At 64.5% G+C, this 19635-nt stretch carries 23 protein-coding genes; 16 read left to right on the forward strand and 7 right to left on the reverse strand.

What is annotated here, in order from left to right; all coding sequences use genetic code 11:
- Window positions 1–16: 16 nt before the first annotated feature.
- Window positions 17–763 (forward strand): sulfite exporter TauE/SafE family protein, encoded by a 747-nt coding sequence (locus CS1GBM3_RS05325; protein ID WP_072392372.1) that lies wholly within the window; start codon window positions 17–19, stop codon window positions 761–763.
- A gap of 61 nt (window positions 764–824) precedes the next feature.
- Here the strand turns inward: CS1GBM3_RS05325 and CS1GBM3_RS05330 are convergent, their stop codons facing one another.
- The 3 genes from CS1GBM3_RS05330 to CS1GBM3_RS19455 form a co-directional block, all read right to left on the reverse strand.
- Window positions 825–2543, reverse strand: a complete 1719-nt coding sequence (locus CS1GBM3_RS05330) for an NADPH-dependent assimilatory sulfite reductase hemoprotein subunit (protein WP_072392375.1) — start codon at window positions 2541–2543, stop codon at window positions 825–827.
- Between the two features lie 118 nt (window positions 2544–2661).
- Window positions 2662–4449: a diflavin oxidoreductase gene (locus CS1GBM3_RS05335; RefSeq protein ID WP_083567266.1), complete on the reverse strand. Its 1788-nt coding sequence runs from the start codon at window positions 4447–4449 to the stop codon at window positions 2662–2664.
- Between the two features lie 62 nt (window positions 4450–4511).
- Window positions 4512–4775: a hypothetical protein gene (locus CS1GBM3_RS19455; RefSeq protein WP_139247799.1), complete on the reverse strand. Its 264-nt coding sequence runs from the start codon at window positions 4773–4775 to the stop codon at window positions 4512–4514.
- A gap of 190 nt (window positions 4776–4965) precedes the next feature.
- Here CS1GBM3_RS19455 and pqqA point away from each other — a divergent pair, with 190 nt between their 5' ends.
- The 6 genes from pqqA (at window position 4966) to CS1GBM3_RS05365 (ending at window position 9016) form a co-directional block, all read left to right on the forward strand.
- Entirely contained in the window at window positions 4966–5055 is a 90-nt protein-coding gene (gene pqqA, locus CS1GBM3_RS05340; protein ID WP_072392380.1) for a pyrroloquinoline quinone precursor peptide PqqA, read from the forward strand.
- 166 nt (window positions 5056–5221) lie between these two features.
- Complete coding sequence (gene pqqB, locus CS1GBM3_RS05345; protein WP_072392383.1) at window positions 5222–6154, forward strand: pyrroloquinoline quinone biosynthesis protein PqqB; 933 nt, start codon at window positions 5222–5224, stop codon at window positions 6152–6154.
- Entirely contained in the window at window positions 6151–6918 is a 768-nt protein-coding gene (gene pqqC / locus CS1GBM3_RS05350) for a pyrroloquinoline-quinone synthase PqqC (protein WP_072392386.1), read from the forward strand. Before pqqB ends, pqqC begins: the two co-directional genes overlap by 4 nt.
- Window positions 6911–7237: a pyrroloquinoline quinone biosynthesis peptide chaperone PqqD gene (gene pqqD / locus CS1GBM3_RS05355; RefSeq protein ID WP_072392388.1), complete on the forward strand. Its 327-nt coding sequence runs from the start codon at window positions 6911–6913 to the stop codon at window positions 7235–7237. Before pqqC ends, pqqD begins: the two co-directional genes overlap by 8 nt.
- Window positions 7238–7245: 8 nt before the next feature.
- A complete protein-coding gene (pqqE, locus tag CS1GBM3_RS05360) occupies window positions 7246–8469 on the forward strand; it encodes a pyrroloquinoline quinone biosynthesis protein PqqE (RefSeq protein ID WP_083567101.1) in 1224 nt (407 codons plus the stop codon).
- A gap of 172 nt (window positions 8470–8641) precedes the next feature.
- Window positions 8642–9016 (forward strand): c-type cytochrome, encoded by a 375-nt coding sequence (locus tag CS1GBM3_RS05365; protein WP_072392391.1) that lies wholly within the window; start codon window positions 8642–8644, stop codon window positions 9014–9016.
- Between the two features lie 55 nt (window positions 9017–9071).
- Here CS1GBM3_RS05365 and folK read toward each other — a convergent pair whose 3' ends face one another.
- Window positions 9072–9581 carry a 2-amino-4-hydroxy-6-hydroxymethyldihydropteridine diphosphokinase gene (gene folK, locus CS1GBM3_RS05370; RefSeq protein ID WP_072392394.1) on the reverse strand — a complete coding sequence of 170 codons (510 nt, stop codon included), beginning with the start codon at window positions 9579–9581 and terminating at the stop codon, window positions 9072–9074.
- Complete coding sequence (locus CS1GBM3_RS05375) at window positions 9574–9948, reverse strand: 4a-hydroxytetrahydrobiopterin dehydratase (RefSeq protein WP_072392397.1); 375 nt, start codon at window positions 9946–9948, stop codon at window positions 9574–9576. Before CS1GBM3_RS05375 ends, folK begins: the two co-directional genes overlap by 8 nt.
- A 119-nt stretch (window positions 9949–10067) precedes the next feature.
- Between CS1GBM3_RS05375 and CS1GBM3_RS05380 the strand changes: the two genes are divergently transcribed.
- The 7 genes from CS1GBM3_RS05380 to fae all read left to right on the forward strand — a co-directional run bounded on the left by CS1GBM3_RS05380 (window position 10068) and on the right by fae (window position 16744).
- The gene (locus CS1GBM3_RS05380) at window positions 10068–11036 is read left to right on the forward strand and encodes a beta-ribofuranosylaminobenzene 5'-phosphate synthase family protein (protein WP_072392400.1); all 969 of its coding nucleotides are present in this window, start codon (window positions 10068–10070) and stop codon (window positions 11034–11036) included.
- A gap of 57 nt (window positions 11037–11093) precedes the next feature.
- Entirely contained in the window at window positions 11094–11993 is a 900-nt protein-coding gene (locus CS1GBM3_RS05385; protein ID WP_072392403.1) for an NAD(P)-dependent methylenetetrahydromethanopterin dehydrogenase, read from the forward strand.
- A complete protein-coding gene (locus CS1GBM3_RS05390; RefSeq protein ID WP_072392406.1) occupies window positions 11990–13141 on the forward strand; it encodes an ATP-grasp domain-containing protein in 1152 nt (383 codons plus the stop codon). The genes CS1GBM3_RS05385 and CS1GBM3_RS05390 overlap by 4 nt, the downstream gene beginning before the upstream one ends.
- A complete protein-coding gene (gene mch, locus CS1GBM3_RS05395; protein ID WP_072392408.1) occupies window positions 13138–14106 on the forward strand; it encodes a methenyltetrahydromethanopterin cyclohydrolase in 969 nt (322 codons plus the stop codon). Before CS1GBM3_RS05390 ends, mch begins: the two co-directional genes overlap by 4 nt.
- A gap of 90 nt (window positions 14107–14196) precedes the next feature.
- On the forward strand, window positions 14197–15138 hold the full coding sequence (locus CS1GBM3_RS05400) for an ATP-grasp domain-containing protein (RefSeq protein ID WP_072392411.1): 942 nt from the start codon (window positions 14197–14199) through the stop codon (window positions 15136–15138).
- Window positions 15138–16007, forward strand: coding sequence for a triphosphoribosyl-dephospho-CoA synthase (locus tag CS1GBM3_RS05405; protein WP_072392414.1), 870 nt, complete (start codon window positions 15138–15140; stop codon window positions 16005–16007). Before CS1GBM3_RS05400 ends, CS1GBM3_RS05405 begins: the two co-directional genes overlap by 1 nt.
- 224 nt (window positions 16008–16231) lie before the next feature.
- Window positions 16232–16744: a formaldehyde-activating enzyme gene (gene fae, locus CS1GBM3_RS05410; RefSeq protein WP_072392417.1), complete on the forward strand. Its 513-nt coding sequence runs from the start codon at window positions 16232–16234 to the stop codon at window positions 16742–16744.
- A gap of 202 nt (window positions 16745–16946) precedes the next feature.
- Here fae and CS1GBM3_RS05415 read toward each other — a convergent pair whose 3' ends face one another.
- The gene (locus CS1GBM3_RS05415; RefSeq protein ID WP_072392419.1) at window positions 16947–17615 is read right to left on the reverse strand and encodes a HisA/HisF-related TIM barrel protein; all 669 of its coding nucleotides are present in this window, start codon (window positions 17613–17615) and stop codon (window positions 16947–16949) included.
- Window positions 17616–17693: 78 nt separating this feature from the next.
- Here CS1GBM3_RS05415 and CS1GBM3_RS05420 point away from each other — a divergent pair, with 78 nt between their 5' ends.
- Window positions 17694–18719: a hydantoinase/oxoprolinase family protein gene (locus CS1GBM3_RS05420; protein WP_072392422.1), complete on the forward strand. Its 1026-nt coding sequence runs from the start codon at window positions 17694–17696 to the stop codon at window positions 18717–18719.
- A gap of 175 nt (window positions 18720–18894) precedes the next feature.
- Entirely contained in the window at window positions 18895–19032 is a 138-nt protein-coding gene (locus CS1GBM3_RS19745; protein ID WP_171946427.1) for a hypothetical protein, read from the forward strand.
- Window positions 19033–19038: 6 nt separating this feature from the next.
- Here CS1GBM3_RS19745 and CS1GBM3_RS05425 read toward each other — a convergent pair whose 3' ends face one another.
- A complete protein-coding gene (locus CS1GBM3_RS05425) occupies window positions 19039–19623 on the reverse strand; it encodes a DUF447 domain-containing protein (protein WP_072392425.1) in 585 nt (194 codons plus the stop codon).
- Between the last annotated feature and the right edge of the window lie 12 nt (window positions 19624–19635).

Raw genomic sequence — 19635 nt, forward strand, 5'->3', positions numbered from 1 at the left:
AACACTGCCAATCATAATGGATGACATCCTTCTCTACGTCGCCATCGGCTTCGCGGCCCAGATGATCGACGGCGCCATAGGCATGGCCTACGGCATAACGTCCTCTACGGTCCTCCTCAGCTTCGGCGTACCGCCCGCAACGGCGAGCGCGTGTGTGCACGCTGCCGAAACGTTTACGACAGGCGCCTCGGGCTTCGCCCATTGGAAGATCGGGAACGTTGACCGCAGGCTCATCTGGCGTATTGCCGTGCCTGGCATGATCGGCGGGGCACTTGGCGCCTGGCTGCTCTCGTCACTGCCTGGAGAGGCGCTGAGGCCTTTCGTGAGCGGCTATCTCCTACTGCTCGGCGTCTTCATTATCTGGAAGGCCCTGCACAAGCGGCGGACATTCGTTGACGAGCCGCCCAACAATCTGACACCCCTGGGATTCGTTGGCGGCTTCATGGACGCGATCGGTGGCGGGGGATGGGGACCTATCGTCACCTCGACGCTGCTCGGTCAGGGCACCAAGCCGCGTTACGCGATCGGCTCGGTGAACCTCGCCGAATTTTTCGTCACACTCACCATTTCGGCGACGTTTATTCTCACGATCGGCCTCAGCCATTGGACGATCATCGCGGGCCTCGTAGCAGGCGGCGTCATAGCAGCGCCGTTCGCGGCGCTGGCGGCCAAGCACCTGCCCGACAGGCTGCTAATGACCATGGTCGGCGGTGTGGTGGTCCTGTTGAGCCTGCGCACCATTATCAATGCCGTGTCAGGCTGAAGCAGACGCGTCGTGTATAGAGCACTCCGGAAGAGGCAGTGTAACCCCTTCCAGATTATGATCAGCTCACGAGGCTGATGTCGGCGTGGAACGTGTTGCCGCCGAGCGTCGGCTTCACGACGCCGGCGCGGATCACGAAGTCGCCGAAGTGCTCGCCTTCGTTGCGCTCGTTGGCATAGCGCAGCAGCAGCGGCTCCAAGAGCTCGATGATGCGCGCCTTGCCGACGTCCTGCGCGTAAAGCTTATTCAACCGTGTGCCATCGAACGCTGCTCCGAGATACAGGTTGTAAAGGCCCGGCGCACGGCCGACGAAGCCGATCTCGGCGAGGTATGGTCGGCCGCAGCCGTTCGGGCAGCCGGTCATGCGGATCACGATGTCGTCGTTCCTAAGGCCCGCCTTGTCGAGCGACTCCTCAAGTGCGGTGATCAGCTCGGGCAGGAAGCGCTCGCTCTCAGCCAGCGCAAGGCCGCAGGTCGGCAATGCCACGCAGGAGATCGAGTTGCGGCGCAGGCCCGACGAGATGGCGATGTCGATTCCGTGTTGCTTCAGGATCGTTTCGATCTTCGACTTCTGACGCGTGCCCACGTTGCAGACGATCAAGTTCTGGTTGCCGGTGAGCGAGAACGTGACGCCGCCGGAGTTGGCGATCTCGCGCAAGGCGGTGCGCAAGTGATGATCCGGCTTGTCGGCGATGCGGCCGTTCTCGATAAAGAGCCCGAGGTGCCATTTCTTGTCTGGGCCCTGATGCCAACCGAGCGGATCGCCCATGGATGTGAATTTGAAAGGTCGCGGCGCGCCGAGCTTATAGCCGAGCCGGCTCTCGACCTCGGCGCGGAACTTGTCGATGCCGACGCGCTCGATGGTGTACTTCAGGCGCGCGTTGGCGCGGTTCTCGCGGTTGCCCCAGTCGCGCTGCACGAGCATCACCTTCTCGGCCACGTCAACCGCCTGCTCGGGTGCGCAGAAGCCCAGGAGGTCGGCAGTGCGCGGGAAGGTTTTGGTGTCGCCGTGTGTCATGCCCATGCCGCCGCCGACTGAGATGTTCCAGCCAGCGAGCGCGCCGTTCCCGTCGGCGATGGCGATGTAGCCGAGGTCGTGCGCCAAGACGTCACCATCATTCACCGGCGGCACGACGATCACGGTCTTGAACTTGCGCGGCAGGTAGTGGCGACCATAGAGCGGTTCAGTGTCCGGTTCGGCCGGGCGCGTCTTGTCCTCCACCTTCTCACCGTCGAGCCAGATCTCATGGTAAGCGCTGGTCTTCGGTAGCAGGTGATCGCTCACCTTTCGCGCAAGGTCGGCGGAGGCGGCGTGCAGCGGCGAGAAAAACGGATTGCCGGCGCAGATCACATTGCGGTTGACGTCGCCGCAGGCAGCGATGGTGTCAAGGCAGGCGCCGTGGATCGCCTGCATCGTGCGCCGCAGGTTCGACTTGATGACGCCGTGATACTGGAAGGTGGCGCGGGTCGTGAGCCGCAGCGTGCCGTTGGCGTAGGTGCCGGCGATGTCATCAAGCTTTAGCCATTGCTCGGGTGAGACGAGGCCGCCCGGCAGCCGCAGGCGGATCATGAAGCTGTAGGCTTTTTCCAGCTTCTTCTTCGCCCGCTCACCGCGCACGTCGCGGTGGTCCTGCATGTAGGAGCCGTGGAACTTGATGAGCTGCGTATCGTCCTCGGAGATGGCTCCGGTCTCGACGTGCGAAAGGCCGTCGACGATGGTGCCGCGGAGATAGTGGCTCTCTTCCTTCAGGAACTCGTTGCGGGCGCGTTTGTCGGTCATGGTCGGTCGCCTTGTGTCTTTTTTCTCTCCCTGCTGCGCCGGGTGAGGAAAGGACCGGGAGAGGGAGATTGCCCTCTCGCCTGACCCTCGTCCCGCGCGCGGGAGATAGACTTCGTCGTCAGTAAACGTCGCGTTGGTAACGGCCGGTCTTCGTGAGCTCCTTGAGCTTCACGCGGCCCGCCTCCTCGTCCCCCTTGGCGGTTTCGGCAAGGATCTTGACCAGCGTCGCATCGACGTCCTTGGCCATGCCCTTCTCGTCACCGCAGACGTAGACGTGCGCGCCCTCGTCGAGCCACTTCCGCAGCTCCTCACGGCGCTCCCACAGCCTTTGCTGGACGTAGATCTTCTCAGGCTGATCGCGTGAGAAGGCGACATCGATGCGCGTCAGCGCGCCGGAGGCGAGGTGGTCTTGCCATTCCAACTGGTAGAGGAAGTCGTTCGAGAAATTGCGCTCGCCGAAGAACAGCCAGCTCTTGCCGGCGGCGCCGGTCTCGACGCGCTCCTCGATGAAGCCGCGGTAGGGCGCAACGCCGGTGCCGGCGCCGATCATGATGATCGGCCGGTTGGCATCGGCAGGCAGGCTGAAGTGGCGGTTCGGCTTCACGTAGATGCGCGCGGTGCCACCGACCTTGCAGCGATCGGCGAGATAGGTCGAGGTGACTCCGTTGCGCGAGCGCCCGTGGGACGACCAGCGCACGGCGCCGACGAGCAGATGCGCTTCACCCGGGTGTGCCTTGAGGCTCGAAGCGACGGAATAGAGCCGGCCCGGCAGCGGGCGCAAAAGCTTCGCGAACTGGTCGGCCGTAAGGTTCTCCGGGAAGCTCTCGAACAAGTCGACGAGTTGTCGGTCGCTCGCAAAGCGCGCGAACTCGTCGCCTTCGAGCAGCTTGGCGATATCCGCGCGACCTGTCAGCTTGGCATAGCTGTCGACAGCCGGTCGCGACAGCGTGGTGATATCGAAGCTCTTCACGAGCTTCTCTTTCAGCGCATCGTTGCCGGCGAGCCCGACAGCCTTGAGGATGTCCTCGGCTAGGTCCGGATCGTTCTCGGGATAGAGGCCGACGGCGTCGCCGGGCTTGTAGACGAAAGCCGGGTCGTCAAAGGCAAACTCGGCGTGCCAGGTCTCGCGCGTGGAGCCGGTGCCGTTCAGGTTGATCAGCGCCGAGATCTCAGCTTCGAGCGGGTTCTCGGAGGTATAACGCGGCTCGTCGTCTTCGACCGCGGGCGCGCCCTTGAAGTCGACGTGCACGACGGTCGCCGCGGACGCGTCGGCAGGCGGCGCGAAGACCTCCAGCGCCTTGTCGGTCCAAGCGGCAGCGGCCTTCTGGAAATCGAGATCGAGATCCTGGCGGTCGGCAACGCGTGTTGCGCCCAGCGCCTCGAGACGGGCGTCGATCTGTTTGCCTGTCTGGCAGAAGTTGACGTAGGCCGTGTCACCGAGCGCAAGCACGGCGAAGCGCACGCCGTCGAAGCGCGGGGCGCCATCTGCCATCAGGGCAGCATGGAAATCGGCGGCGCGCTGCGGCGGGTCGCCCTCGCCCCAGGTCGAGATGTAGACGATCAGGTTCTTCGACTTGGTGATGGTAGCCAGATCGGCATCCGCCATATCGACGATCTTGGCATCGAAGCTCAGCTTGGCCGCGAGCTTCTTGGCCTTCATAGCCAGAGCCTCGGTGTTGCCGGACTCGCTACCATAGAGAATGGTCAGCGGCTGGCGCGGACGCGGCGCCTGCGCGACCGGCGCGATCGCGGCCCCACCCTGGGCCTGCGCAGCATCGAGGCCGGCCAGGAAGCCCGACAGCCAGCTACGCTGCAACGGCGTGGAGCGCTGAACGAGCTGGTTCAGCACATCGATGTCCTCGGCCGTAAACGGCGCGTTCTTTGGCAGAAACGGCACTGCGGTCACCCCGCACTCCTCCATTACCCTCTGGGCTCCCCGGACGACCGTGCGGCCGGCGAGAGTCTCTCTTACCCCCAGGTAAAATGGGGTTTACGCCACCACGCGGAACCCCAGCGCCCGGCATACACCACAGGAGAATAATATTCCATTGCTTTAAGGTCGTAGTCGAGCAATTGCAACGCTATTCCCTGCGTGAACGGTATATTAGGATAATAATTCCACTTTGGGTTCTGATTGCCGCCATCGGCCGCAAAACCCTGACGGAGACCGCTCAGGAGTTTACTGCGGAGCGTCATGAGGGTTCTGGTAACGCCTTCCTCGGCGCGTGTCACACGAACTCGTGACGCACTGTTACTTCACTATCCGGGGGGCGCTATGGTTATGTCAGGACAAGGCGATCGCGCTTGACAAGCTCGGCTCGATCCGCAGACTGAGCCGTCCAATCAAGACTGCTCAGGGGGACCCTCGGCGGGGCGCTCCACAAGGAAAGCAGCTTGCCGAAGCTTTAGGAGGAATTTACCCATGAAGACCTGGATCAAGCCCGCAGTTCGTGAGCAGGAAGTCGGCCTCGAGGTTACTTCGTACCTGCCGGCCGAGATCGACATCATCTAATCGATCCGCTCGCAACGCGTTTGAGCAATTCTGGCGCGGCGGTCGAACATTTCGGCCGCCGTCGCTGTTTGCGGCCTCCGGCCACCGTTTTCTACGGCCTCCGGCCATTATTACTGTCTGCGGTGCCGCTTTCGGCGAGGCCCGCCGCGTCAAAGCGAAATGAAACATGCTTATCAGGATCCTGGGGGCAGCTGCTGGCGGCGGCTTTCCTCAATGGAACTGTAGTTGCCGCAACTGTGCCGATGTCAGAGCTGGAAAGCTGGGCTTCCGGGCCCGCACGCAGTGCTCGCTCGCGGTTTCCGCGAACGGGATCGACTGGGTGTTGCTGAACACGGCGCCTGACCTGCGCCAGCAGATCAACGATACGCCCGAGCTCGGCGCCCGTGCGGACGGTGGTCTGCGCAACAGCCCGATCAAGGCGGCCGTGCTGACAGGCGGCGACGTCGATTTCATCGCGGGGCTGCTCAACCTGCGCGAGCTGCAGCCGTTCACGGTCTATGGCTCGTCGCGGGTGCTGGCGACGCTGGCCGATAACTCCGTGTTCAACGTGCTCGATCCCTCCGTCGTGGAACGGCGCGAACTCAACCTCGGATCCGCGACCGCCATTCATGGTGCGGGGGGCGATACGGGCCTCGTCATCGAGGCGTTCGCGGTGCCCGGCAAGATCGCGCTCTACCTCGAGAGCGGGGCGGCGTCCGATAATTACGGCAGCCGAGAGGGTGATGCGATCGGCCTCAAAATCTCGGCGCCCGAGACCGGCAAGCACTTTTTCTACGTACCGGGCTGCGCGACCCTCGATGCCGAGCTCGCCGAGCGCCTCAAGGACGCGCCGCTCGTGTTCTTCGACGGCACACTCTATACCGACGACGAGATGATCCGGCAGGGCCTCATGAAAAAGACAGGCCAACGCATGGGACATATCTCGATCTCGGGGGCCGAGGGCTCGATCACGGCGTTCGAGCCGCTCAACGTGGCTCGAAAGATCTACGTGCACATCAACAACTCGAACCCGGTGCTCGACGACAACTCGCCCGAGCGCCGCGCGACGGAAGCCGCCGGCTGGGAGGTCGGCTATGACGGAATGGAGATCAGGGTATGAGCGAGCGCCGTACAACTGCTGATGCGGGCGCCCTTTGGAGCCCGGAGGAGTTCGAGGCCGCGATTCAGGCCGTGGGTGCAGAGCGCTATCATGACAAGCATCCGTTTCATAAGCTGCTGCACGGCGGCAAGCTCAACAAGGGCCAGGTCGCTGCGTGGGCGCTCAACCGCTACTGCTATCAATCCGCCGTGCCGCGCAAGGATGCTGCCCTTGTCAGCCGCGTTCTCGACCGGCAGTTGCGACGCGACTGGACCCACCGCGTGTTAGAACACGACGGGCATGGCGACGACCCCGGCGGCATTGAGCGCTGGCTCGTTCTGACCGACGGCCTCGGTCTCGATCGCGACTACGTGCAGAGCATGGAGGGCGCGCTTCCGGCCACGCGCTTCGCTGTCGAAGCCTATGTTCGCTTCGTGCGGGAAGAACCGCTCGTCGTGGCCGTTGCCTCGTCGCTCACCGAGCTGTTCGCGCCCAAGATTCACAAGGAACGCATCGCGGGCATGCTCGAGAACTACGACTTCATCGACGACAAGGTGATGGCGTACTTCAAGAAGCGTCTCGTGCAGGCGCCATTCGACGCCGACTATGCTTTGACCTACATTAAGACGCACGCCAAGACGCGGGCCGAGCAGGAGGCTTGCGTCGACGCCGTACGCTTCAAGTGCAACGTGCTTTGGGCTCAGCTCGACGCCCTGCACCATGCGTATGTGACGCCAGGGTGGATTCCGCCCGGCGCCTTCAACCCGGAGACGCTCAATGGTTGAGACGTCCGAGCCCCGCAGCGCGCCCACCCGGTTGATCGTCACCGGGGAAACAGTGCTTGCGCTGCCCAAACACATCAAGCTTCGGCACGACCCGGGGCGCGGCCGCTGGATCATTCTGGCGCCGGAGCGCGTGTTCAATCCCGACGAAACGGCGGTTGAAGTGCTCAAGCTCCTGGACGGACAACGTTCCGTGAACGCGATCGCGGAAACCTTGTCTCAAGAATACCAGGCCCCACTTGAAGTTGTAACAAACGACATTCTGGCCATGCTCCAGGACCTTGCCGACAAGGGCGTCCTGATGAAGGCCAAGACAGGATAGGAGCGACTATGAACGAGATCGCACCGACCCACGTCACCGAATCCGCCATGCCGATGTGCGCGCGGTCGCCGGACGGTGCGCCGGCGGCTGATCCGGGCCCCGATCCCGCGCTCTGCGCGCGGGCGCCGATCGGCATGCTCTGCGAGCTCACGCACCGTTGCCCGCTGCAGTGCCCCTACTGCTCGAACCCGGTGGAGCTCGAGCGCGTCAACACCGAGCTTACGACGGCCGAGTGGCAGGACGTCATGCGGCAGGCGGCACAGCTCGGCGTGCTGCAGATCCATCTTTCGGGCGGCGAGCCGACGGCGCGCAAGGATCTCGAGGAGATCGTCAAGGTGGCGGCTGAGGTTGGCCTCTATACCAACCTCATCACCGCGGGCGTGACACTGACGCGTGAGCGATTGGCCAAGCTCGCTGAAGTAGGGCTCGACCATGTGCAGCTTTCCATTCAGGACGTCGATCCGGAGAACGCGGATCGCATCGCCGCCTACAAGGGCGGCATGGCGAAGAAGATCCAGGTCGCGAGTTGGGTGAAAGAGCTGGGGCTGCCGCTCACCATCAACGCGCCGATCCATCGCCAGAACATTCACAACGTCGGACGCACCATCGACTTCGCCGTCGAGGTCGGCGCCGGGCGCGTGGAGATCGCGCACGTGCAGTACTACGCCTGGGCGCTCGTCAACCGCGCGTCGCTGATGCCGACCAAGGAAGCGTTCCTTACGGCAGCCAAGCAGGTCGAAGAGGCACGCGAGAAATACAAAGGCATCATCGTCATCGACGCCATCGTGCCGGACTACTACGCCAAGTTCCCGAAACCCTGCATGGGAGGCTGGGCGCGCGGCATCGTCAACGTCACGCCGTCGGGGCGCGTGCTGCCCTGCCATGCGGCTGAATCGATCAAGACGCTCAAGTTCGACAACATCAAGGACCGCCCGCTTGCGGACATCTGGCTCAACGGCGAGGCCTTCAACGCTTACCGCGGCACGGGCTGGATGAAAGAGCCCTGCCGGAGCTGTCCGCGCAAGGAGATCGACTACGGCGGATGCCGCTGCCAAGCGTTCGCGTTGACGGGAGACGCCGCGAATACGGACCCGGCCTGCTCGCTCTCTCCGCTGCATGCGCAGTGGCAGGCGGTCGCCGAGGTGGAAAGCCACAATCCTAACGCACCGGAGTTCATTTACCGGCGCGTGGGCGGTGCAGCAAAAAAACCTGAGACTCACAACGTATCTTGAGCGGAACCGAACGCTCCAGTACAGGTTGCTGTGCAGGCGGTTGGCGGGCTTGGGTGCGGCATCGTGTTCACCCCGAGTTCAGGCAAAACTTGCCAGTATGCGATGGGTGCCAGGAGGTTCGGGAGACCGACTGGCGAGCCCAGACTGGAAAAGGATTCGGAGGAATCGGAAGATGCTCAAGTGGGTTGTGGCGGCCGCCGCTGTGTTGGCCGTGCCCTTTAGCGCGTCGGCACAAGACGCCGAGGCTGGCAAGGCGGTATTCAAGAAGTGCGCAGCGTGTCACCAGATCGGACCGGATGCGAAGAACGGTCTCGGGCCGTCGCTTCAGTGCGTTGCGGGCCAAAAAGCCGGCCATCTGGAGGATTTCAACTACTCGAAGGCTGTCAAAGAGTCCGACATCACGTGGGATGACGAGCACCTCCTCAAATGGTTCGAGAAGGACGATGCGGTCATCAAGGGCAACAAGATGATCTTCCCGGCCGGCATCAAGAACGAGGAAGACAGGGCCAACCTGCTCGCCTACATCAAATCCGAGTGCAAGCAGTAAGCTCTGCGCGCATCTCAAATTTCCGACGCCGCGGACCTCCCATCCGCGGCGTCTTTCATTTCGGCGCGTCGAGGCGCGTCACCTCGCTGAGATCGACGCGCGAAAGCCAATGTGAAAGTGGATGGCCATTGAGCACGAGGTCCGGCGCGATCTCGGCGAGCGGCACGAGCACGAAGGCGCGCTCCGTGATGCGCGGATGCGGTAGCGTCAGAGTGGGATCGTCGAGAGAGACGTTTTTGTAAACCAGCACGTCGACATCAATCACGCGCGGTCCCCAGCGCTCCTGGCGCACACGCTTCATCGCGTTCTCGACGGACTGGCAGCGGGCGAGCAGCGCCTGCGGCGAAAGCCCTGTCGCGACGGCGATGCAGGCGTTGACGAACCAGTCCTGATCCGTCACGCCCCACGGCGCCGTGCGGTAAAGGCGGGAGGCGGCGACGACACGAATATCGCCCTGCTGCGTAAGCAAGGCGGTGGCTTGGCGGATGTTCTCCGCCTTGTCTCCGATGTTCGAGCCGAGCCCTATGAGGGCGTCGTACGGCGCAACCGCCGCGCGATCAATCATACTTAATGTAGGCGAAGCGCTGATCACCGGACGGCGTGCCTTCGAGCGGGCCGCCCTCCTTGCCCGGCTGCCAATGGATGACCTCCTCGATCTTCTTGGCCAGCGCGAAGTCCTTCTCGGTCACGCCCTTGGCGGTGTGTGTGATGAGGCGCACTTCGACCCAAGCATAAGAGGCTGTGATATCAGGGTGGTGCCAAGCAGCCTCGGCCAAGTGGCCGACGGTGTTTATGATCATCAGCGTGCTTTTCCAGCCCGACGTCTTGTATGTACGGCGGATCCAGCCGTTCTCGAGACGCCAATGCGGGAGATTCTGGGCCAGCCACTGGGTGACTTCCTCGTCGGAAAGTGCCTTCTCTCGAGGGCTCATGTTGCTCTCTCCTCGCCTTTCGTAGACAAATGGGCCAACAACCCCTGCGTCTGGGCGCGACCCTAATCCCCGCCCCCCGCTGACGCAATCCGCTAGCACCTCCAAGGACGTTCCGCACGATGCACGAAGCTTCCCCGGTCACCGGCTGTCGCGTTTCCGCGCCCGCGCGCCTGCACCTGGGCTTTCTCGACCTCAACGGCGGGCTGGGACGCCGCTACGGCTCGATCGGTCTCGCGCTCGATCAACCTTCAACTGACGTCATCGTCTCGCGGACCGAAGCGACCACCGTCTCGGGGCCGGAGCAGGATCGCGTTCGCACCCTCGTCGAGCGCACGACTGCGGCGCTGGCGCTCACGGGGCATTACAAGGTCGAGGTGGAGCGTGCGATCCCCGCCCACGCCGGGCTGGGATCAGGGACGCAACTTGCGCTCGCCATCGGCTTTGCGCTCATGCGCCTCGAAGGGCTGTCGCTGACACCGCAGCAGGTCGGCGATCTTGCCGGACGTGGAGCGCGCTCGGCGATCGGGATGGCCGCCTTCGAGGGCGGCGGGTTCATCGTCGACGGTGGACGCGGTGCGTTCGACCAGCCGCCGCCGGTGCTGATCCAGACGCCGTTCCCGGAAGACTGGCGTGCGCTGCTGGTGCTCGATTCTCGAAACCAGGGTGCGCATGGCGACCGCGAGGCGCAGGCCTTTTCTGCTCTTCCGCCCTTTCCCGAGACGCTGGCGGACCGGCTTTGCCGTCTTGTGCTGATGCAGCTCGTCCCTGGCCTCAAGGAGGCGGACATCGCGGCCTTCGGGGCGGCGTTAACCCAAATCCAGGGCATCGTCGGCGGCCACTTTGCTGCAGCGCAAGGCGGCAGCCCGTGGACGTCTCCTGCCGTTGGCGAGCTGCTCAAGCGCGCCGCGGAGCTCGGTGCCACCGGCATCGGGCAAACGTCGTGGGGCCCTACCGGCTTTGCTTTTGTCCCCTCGCCGGATGTGGCAGACCGCCTCTATCATTCTTTAGTCGAAGACGCTAAAGCGAGGGGCCTCGAACTCGCGGTCGTCCGGGGGCGCAATGCCGGCGCCACGATCGCGACTTTCTGAGGTTACCGCCTTCGAGACCAAGAGCGGCTACGCCATACGTGAACGGGAGACGACCTGATGAGTGATGCCACGCCGATTCTGCACATGCTTTCGCCGCAGAAGCACATGAGCCCGTTCGACGTGAACATGGCGGCGGATGCCGGCTACAAGGTCATTGTTCCCTATATCAACGTGGCGCTCGAAGAGGTAACGCCGCTGGTACAGGACGCCATCTTCTCGCGTCCGCCGGATTACGGCTCTCACACCGGCTTCTTCATCGGCGGCAAGGACGCGATCCTGGCGCTCGATATGCTCGAAGCTGCCCGCAAGGCGCAAGTGCCTCCGTTCCACCTTTCCGTTCTCGCCGACCCGGCGGGCTCTTTCACGACCGCGGCGGCCATGGTCGCCTGTGTCGAGCGCGTCTTGAAGTTCAAGTTCGGCCGCGGTTGGAAGGGCACGAAGGTCGCTGTGTTCGGCGCGACCGGCGTAGTCGGTTTCGCCTCATCGATCATCTCGGCTCTCGAGGGCGCTGAAGTGCAGCTCGTCGCGCATCGCGGCGTAGATCGCGTCATCAAGTCTGCCGCCGTCTCGAAAGAGCGCTTCGGCGTGGACCTCCAGGCTGTCGCAGGCGAGACCGAGGAGCAGAAGCGCGAGATCCTCGCGAATGCCGAAGTCGTGTTCGCGGCTGCCGCTGCCGGCGTGCAGGTCATCTCGAAAGAGCACAAGGAAATTGCGAACAACCTGCTCGTCGTCGCGGACGTCAACGCCGTGCCGCCGGCCGGCGTCGAGGGCATGGACCTGTTCATGAACGGCGAGCCGCTGCCGGGCTGCAATGCGCTCGGCGTCGGTCCGCTCGCTATCGGCGACATCAAGTACAAAACTGAGGCCGGCCTCTTCAAGCAGATGATCGGCGCCAAGGAACCACTGATGCTCGACTTCCGTCACGCGTTCGAGCTGGCGCGCCAGCTCGTGGCTTGACGGGCGAGACTGTCCTTATCGCGGCTTTCTCTGCGCGGGCGCTCGCGGCGTCCGCGCAGCGGGCCGGATACCGGCCTCTCGTCGTCGATTGCTTTGGCGATCAGGACACCGTTGCACTTGCGCATGCGTCGCGCTGCTTGCCGGCTCGCGTGCAGGTTGGCTTTACTTTTCGTCCTCTGCTTGCCGCTCTCGAAAGCCTTGTCGCTGAAGCCCCTTCGCCGCCGATCGGGCTGGTGCTGGGCGCAGGGTTCGAGTGCAACCCGCGGCTCGTTGCGAAGCTCGCGGAGCACTTCACGCTGATCGGCAACGACGCAGAAACTATCCACGGCGCTAAAGATCCGCAGCAGTTCTTCTCGATACTCGGCGAACTCGGCATTCCGCATCCCGAGACGCGTCTCGATCCGCCGTCCGACAACGCGGGCTGGCTCATGAAGCGTATCGGCGGCAGCGGCGGGCTGCACATCCATCGCTGTCCCGCAAAGCCGCGCCCGGACAAGCGGCGCTACTTTCAACGCCAAGCGACAGGCGAGGCGATTTCGCTGCTCGGCCTCGTCTCGGAGAAGAGCGCTGCTTTCGCCGCCAGCCGTCAGTGGACGAACCCGCTGCCGCGGCGGCCGTTCCGCTACGGCGGCGCGGCTGGCTCGCTCCTGCTCGACGAGGATCTCGAAGCGCGTCTCATCGAGACCGGCCTCGCCGTTTCCGATGCGCTCAAGCTCAAGGGCCTCATCTCGTTCGATTTTCTCGTCGACACCGGAGAGCCGCTGCTGCTCGAGGTCAATCCCCGGCCCGGCGCCACCGTGGACGTGTTCGACGATGCGGCCGGCACGCTCTTCAAGGCTCACATCGAGGCCTCCCATGGCGGCGATCCTGCCGCTCTTCTCTCTTCCGATTGGCATCCCCCCGTTGCCCGCGCCGCCGCCTTCCTTTACGCAGACCGCGGGCCGCTCACGGCCGGAGCGGTGGACTGGCCGGACTGGGCCGCCGACCGTCCGCAACCCGGCAGCGTTATCGGTGCCGGGCAGCCGCTCGCCACCGCAACCGCCGAGGGCCACGATCTCGACGCCGTCCAGGCCATCTGCGCGGAGCGCTTGGGGATGCTCGAAACATTGCTGTATGACACGTCAAACGAACAAGGAACTCGACAATGAGCAGCACTCCAGGCTTCGCACCCAGCGTCAACGCGCGCGCGGCCGTACTCGTCGATGAGGTTGCCAAGAACGCAGACGCGCTGCGTGTCTCGGTGACGACGGGCAAAGACGGGGAGCGGTGCATCGACCTTGGCGCGAAGGTGCCGGGCGGGCTTGAAGCCGGCCGTCGCCTCGGCGAGATCTGCATGGGCGGGCTCGGCACCGTGGCGCTGACCTCCGCATCCGGTCTCGAGCGCTGGCCGCTCGGCGTGGTCGTGCATTCGTCGAACCCGGTCGTCGCGTGCCTCGGCAGCCAGTACGCGGGCTGGACCATCACCGGTGACAACAATTTCTTTGCGCTCGGCTCGGGGCCGGCCCGCGCGCTGTCGCGGGTCGAGGAGCTCTACAAGGAGCTCGGTTACGTCGATCACCATCACAAGGCCGCGCTCGTCATCGAGGGCGACAACGCGCCGCCGCCGGGCGTCGCGAGCAACGTTGCCGCTGCGTGCGGCGTGAAGACGAGCGATCTCACCGTTCTCTACGCGCCGACGGGCAGCCTTGCCGGCACGGTGCAGATCGCGGCGCGCGTGCTCGAGGTGGCGCTGCACAAGGCGCACTCGCTGCACTTCGACCTCAACAACATCGTCGACGGCTATGGCGTGGCGCCGATCGCGCCGCCGATCCCCGATTTCGTCAAGGCGATGGGCCGCACCAACGACGCCATCATCTATGGCGGGCGCATCCAGCTCTTCGTGCGCGGCTCGGATGACGCTGCGAAAGACCTCGCCGAAAAGCTTCCGTCGAACACGTGCTCGATCTACGGCGAGCCCTTCGCGGACATCTTCGCGAGCGTCGGCGGCGACTTCTACAAGATCGACGCCTCGCTGTTCAGCCCCGCTCTCGTGACGGTCTCGAACCTCGACACGGGGTCGAGCTTCCAGGCGGGACGGCTCGCGCCCGACATCGTCGACGCAAGCTTCAAGTAGAACGTTTCTCTACTTCGACTCTCCTCGCTCGCGCGACGCTCCGTCACGATGAGGAGAGGTGAAGCAACAAGTGAGACGGTAGCGGACGGCATGAACAAGCCGGTCACATCGACGGACCTGAGCGACGCGAGCCCCAGCGGCCCGCGGATCGCGCTGTTCGTCGAGGACGGCTCGGGCGATTGGCATGCGCGCCGCCTGCGTCGCGCCATGGAGGCGCGTGGCGCCAGCGTCGTAACGACGACGCTCAGCGCCTGTGCGTTCGACACCTCCCGTCCAAGCGGCATGGACATCCCCGGCTTCGATGGAATGCTGCCGGACGGCGCGTTCGTGCGCTCGGTTTCGACCGGCACGCTCGAGCAGATCACGTTCCGTCTCGGCATCCTACATGCGCTGCGCGAAAGCGGCGTGCGGGTCTGGAACGACGCGCGCGCCATCGAACGATGCGTCGACAAATCGACGGCGACATTCCTGTTCCAGAAGGCCGGACTTGCGACGCCGCCAACGCGAGTGGTCGAAACGCGTGTGCGCGCGCATGCGCACCTGTCCGCCGATCCGAGGCCGTTCGTTCTGAAACCGCTGTTCGGCAGCCAAGGCAACGGCGTGCGGCGCGCTCATACGCCCGACGAGTTACCGCCGCCCGAAGCCGTCGGCGACGTCTACTATATGCAGCACTACCTCCGCGCGCCGGATGCGACGCTGTTCGAGGACTGGCGCGTGTTCGTCTGCTCTGGGCGCGTGCTATCGGCGATGGTGCGGCGGGGCAAGACCTGGATCACCAATGTGCATCAGGGTGCCGAGCCCGTCGCCCACGCCCCGTGCGATGAGATGAGCCGCATGGCCCTTGTCGCGGCCGCTGCCATCGGCGCCGACTACGCGGGTGTCGATCTCATCCGCGATCAGAGCGGACAGCTCATGGTGCTCGAGATCAATTCGAACCCAGCGTGGAAAGGTCTGCAGAGCGTCACGTCGGCCGACATCGCCGACGTGCTCGCCTCGGATTTCCTTGCAGCCGTCTCGAAGGCCGTCGTGTGATGGGGTTTCCGCTCGTCCGGACGGCGATCGAGGAAGCTTTTATCGCTGCGTGCCACGCGGAGCTCTCGGCGCTGAAGCCCGGCAACGTGCATGTGCACGCTGCCGGCCACGGCATGGAGATCGACCACTTCGAACGTGCGGCCGCAGCAGCGGCTCCCTTCATCGCCGATCCCACGCGGGGAGTCGGTGCGCGCGTTCTCGGCGCGGTCGGAGCCAGCGTCGCGGCGGCCGGGCTCAACACGAATCTCGGTATCGTGCTGCTCACCGCTCCGCTCGCCGCAGCAGCCGATGCTCGTCAGGGTCCAGACGATCTCCGGACGCGGCTTCAATCCGTGCTCGATGGGCTCGACCGGTCAGACGCGGATCAGGCTTTTCAGGCTATCGTCATCGCCAATCCGGCCGGGCTCGGTCGCGTTAAGGAAGGCGATGTCACCGGCCCACCCACGATGACGCTGACCGAGGCCATGGCTCTTGCAGCCGTCCGTGACCGGATTGCACGCGCCTACATCACCGGATTCGACGACATTTTTGCGAAGGGGCTGCCGGAGCTAGAGGCCGCTCGCCGCACTGCCGCAAACGAGAGCTTGGCAATTACTGCACTGCACATGAGTCTTCTTGCTTCGTTCCCGGACAGTCACATCGCGCGCAAGCACGGAGACGCGGTAGCCGTGCGTGTGCAGCAGGAAGCGCGCAATCTTGAGGCAGTCTGGTACCCGGCGCCGCGGCCAGAAGCATGCCAGACGCTGCTTGACTTCGACGCCAGCCTCAAGGCTCGGGGCCTCAATCCGGGGACGACGGCCGACTTCGTCGTGGCCACGCTTTTTGCTGATATGCTCATTCATCAGAGTGCGACCACCGGGCGCTCCTAGCCCCTTGTCGAAGTCATAATCCTAGGGCTATTAAGGGGCGGCGCTCGCAGCGCCACTATCTGGCCAACCGGTGCGGTGATCTACTCACCGCTCGCTGCAACTGGGATAGTTTTTTCGCACTGCAGCCGGCACTTCACACCCCGGGCAGCCGCTCCAAGCAATCGAAGCTCGTCGAACGCTCGGGGCGCGTTGGTTTTTGTTTAATCAAGGAAGGGAACCCCCTAATGGCCAAGATCAATCGCGTACTGGTCGGCGAGTCGCTCGTCGGCGACGGCAACGAAGTCGCGCACATTGACCTCGTGATCGGACCGCGCGGCAGCGCCGCCGAGACCGCGTTCGTCAACGCGCTCGCCAACAACAAGGACGGCTTCACGACGCTGCTCGCCGTGATCGCGCCGAACCTCGCCTGCAAGCCGAACACGATCCTTTTCAACAAGGTCACCATCAAGGACGCCCGTCAGGCCGTTCAGATGTTCGGCCCGGCTCAGTACGGCGTTGCCAAGGCCGTGCAGGACTCGGTTGCCGAGGGCGTGATCCCGGCGAACGAGGCTGACGACGTGTACGTTCTCGTCGGCGTGTTCATCCATTGGGAAGCTTCCGACGACGCCAAGATCCAGGACTACAACTACCGCGCTACCAAGGAGGCCATTGCTCGCGCTATCGCCGGCAAGCCGACGGCTGCCGAGGCTACCGCGCAGCGCAACTCGGTCGCGCATCCGTTCGGTGCGAAGACTTGAAGCGGAAACCGTCCACAGCAGGATAATGATGCCCCTCCTTTGAAGGGGGGTCTGCTGCAGCGATTGGGAAGACTACTCTCTGGCCGTTGGAACGGCTGACACTACCGGGTGGACCTTCACTATCCACTCGCAAGTGGACTAAAACTTCAGGGTCCGATTGCGCTTTGCAATCGGGCCCTTTTTCTTTTCGTGTCGAGCGCTCTCAAGCGAGGGTAACGAGATCGCCCGGGGTGACCTTTCCGGAATGCAGAGCGGTGGCGATGAGTGCGCCTGCGACGCCGATATCGCGCAGCGCCTTCAGATCATCGACATCGCGCACACCGCCCGCGGCATAGATTTGACGGTTCCCCGCCCGTGCGACGATCGCCGCCAGGCGCGTGAGATCCGGCCCCTCGCCACTTCCGACTCGCGCGAGCGTCATCACGATCACGCGGTCGGGCCAAAGCGTTGCATCGTCGAGCAGCTGCGGCGGGCCGAGGAACGTGTCGCCGCGGAAGTCGAGGGAGAGCGGAGCTGAAGGGCCGGCGGACCGTCGAGCGGATTCGTAGTCGACCAGTGACCTTAACGTTTCTGATCCAATCACCCGATGCCTTAGGTCTGTGGTCCCGTCGTCGATCCAAAGCTCGGTGCCGGGCCAGGCGTCGAACACGCGCTGCTGCGTCGCGAGATCGGCGCCGCGGCCCTCGATGCCGTCGAGATCCGCCACGTAAAGCGTTGAGAATGGAAAGAGCGACCGCAGGCCCAGCGCCACCGCAACCGGATCGGCGGATGCGGCGAGCGGCGTCTCGAGCGACCGGTAGCGGGCGCGGTCGCCGCGACTAGCCGCCACCGCGACGCCACCGCGAATGTCGATAACCGGTATGACGTGCATACGCTTCCATCTCCTGGCAGGAGATGTATCACAGGGGCACTGCGGGCGCCCTGCCCGCGCCCTGGAGTGTGATGACGCATGGTAGTGACGGCAGGCCTCGATGTCGGGGGAGCGCACCTCAAGGTGGCACTGGTCGAGGACGCGCGTCCAGTCACGGTGCGCCAGATCGCCTGCCCACTTTGGCAGGGCCTCGACAAGCTCGACGCGGCTCTGGCCGAGGCACGCCCGCTGCTCGGCAACGCGCAGCGCTTTGCCGTCACCATGACAGGCGAGCTGTCCGACCTCTTTCCCGATCGCGAGACGGGGGCGCTGACGCTGACCGCGCGGATCTCCGATGCGCTTGGGAGTGAGGCGCGCTTCTGGATGGGTTCGCGCGGGTTCGGCACGGCGGACAAAGCACGGCGGCATCATACCGACGTCGGCTCGACCAACTTCCTCGCCACCGCAACGGCCGTTGGGCTCCACCTTCGCGAGGCCTTGCTCATCGATTTCGGATCGACGACGGCGGATATCGTGCCGATCGCCGGCGGTGCGCCTCGCGTGCGGGGACTGACCGACGCCGAACGCCAGGCGACGGGCGAGCTTGTCTATACGGGCTATACGCGCACGGCGGTGATGGGCGTCGCCAACGAGGCCCCGTTCCAAGGCCGGGTTATCGGCCTTGCGCGCGAGTATCTTGCGACGATGGCGGATGTGCGCCGCATCCTGGGCGCGGACCTCTCAGGCGTCGACCAGCACGCGACGGCTGACGGCAAGGGAAAGTCACTCGACGAGAGCGCGACACGTCTCGGGCGGATGCTGGGGCGCGACGCACGCGACGGCTCGGCGGAAGACTGGCGTGCGGCTGCGGCGCATATCTGCGAGGTGCAGCTGCGCTCGATCCACGACGGGGCGGCCCGCGTGCTGTCCGCCGCGCCGCTGGCTTCGGATGCACCGGTCGTCGCGGCGGGGATCGGGGCGGACGACATTTGCGAAATCGCACGCCGGCTTGGGCGCGAGGCGATCCGGTTCGGCGCGCTCGTCGGCGCGGACGATGCGCTCGTGCCCTGGGCGACGGGGTGCGCGCCGGCCGTTGCGGTGGCTTTGCTGCTCGACCAAGGCTAAAGGCCAGCGAAAGACAGCTCGGGGCTCGGCTTCTTCCTCTTCTGCGGCTGTGCGGTGCGAAAAGAACTTTGCACCGGCTTAACGCGCCAATACGTGTGGTTGCGGATAGAAAGCCCCATGCGTGTTCGGTAGACTCACCTCAAGATGAGCGAGCTAGCCTCAGTGAGGGAGGCCCATGAAAACGACGCTCACAATTGCTGCAGCCATTGTCATGCCAGGCGGATTTATCGTGCTGGCCGTGGCCCTTGCCACCTTCCTGCTCGCGCGCCATCGCGCCCGCCTCAGAGCCGCGCAGCAGCACGCCTCCGCCTGACATCAGCTATTTCTTGCGCGCGGCATCAGCATCGCCGCTACGGAAAGCGTTGACGCGATCCATGAGCCAGCCCCAGGCCTCAAGCTCGCGGGGACCGGCCGTTTTCGAGATGGCGATCTCGAGGTACTTCAGCTCGGCATCGATTTTTTCCGGCGGCAGCATGGCAAGCCGCGTTGACAGCACCGCGAGTTCCAGCACCGCCGCCTCCGCCCGGTTATAGCCACTCCAGACGGCGTGGCTCGCGGTGTGGACGATTTTGCAATGAAAGCGCGGGCGCTGCGCATCATCGGTCACCCGCTCGACGGCCAGCTCCCAATGCGAGACGGTATCGCGCAGGCGCACGCCGTTGACGATATCGGCGGGCACCGTCGGCCAATTGCGACGGCCGGTGACACAGCCGGCGATCACGCGCACGTCGCCCGTGTGGCTTGCGACGGCGTATGGGTTGGCCGTGAGATTATCGAGGGTGCGCGAGGGCTTGAAGGGCGCGATGATCCAGCCGTCGCCGTCTTCTATCAGGCCGAGGGGGGCGATGTGCGGCGTGCCCGCTGCATCCGTGGTCGTCACGATGGTTTCGACGATGCGGGGCATCCGCGTCTCCAA

Origin of the sequence: Hyphomicrobium sp. CS1GBMeth3 (genome assembly GCF_900117455.1) — a bacterium.
In the GTDB taxonomy this organism is placed as follows: Bacteria; Pseudomonadota; Alphaproteobacteria; order Rhizobiales; family Hyphomicrobiaceae; genus Hyphomicrobium_C.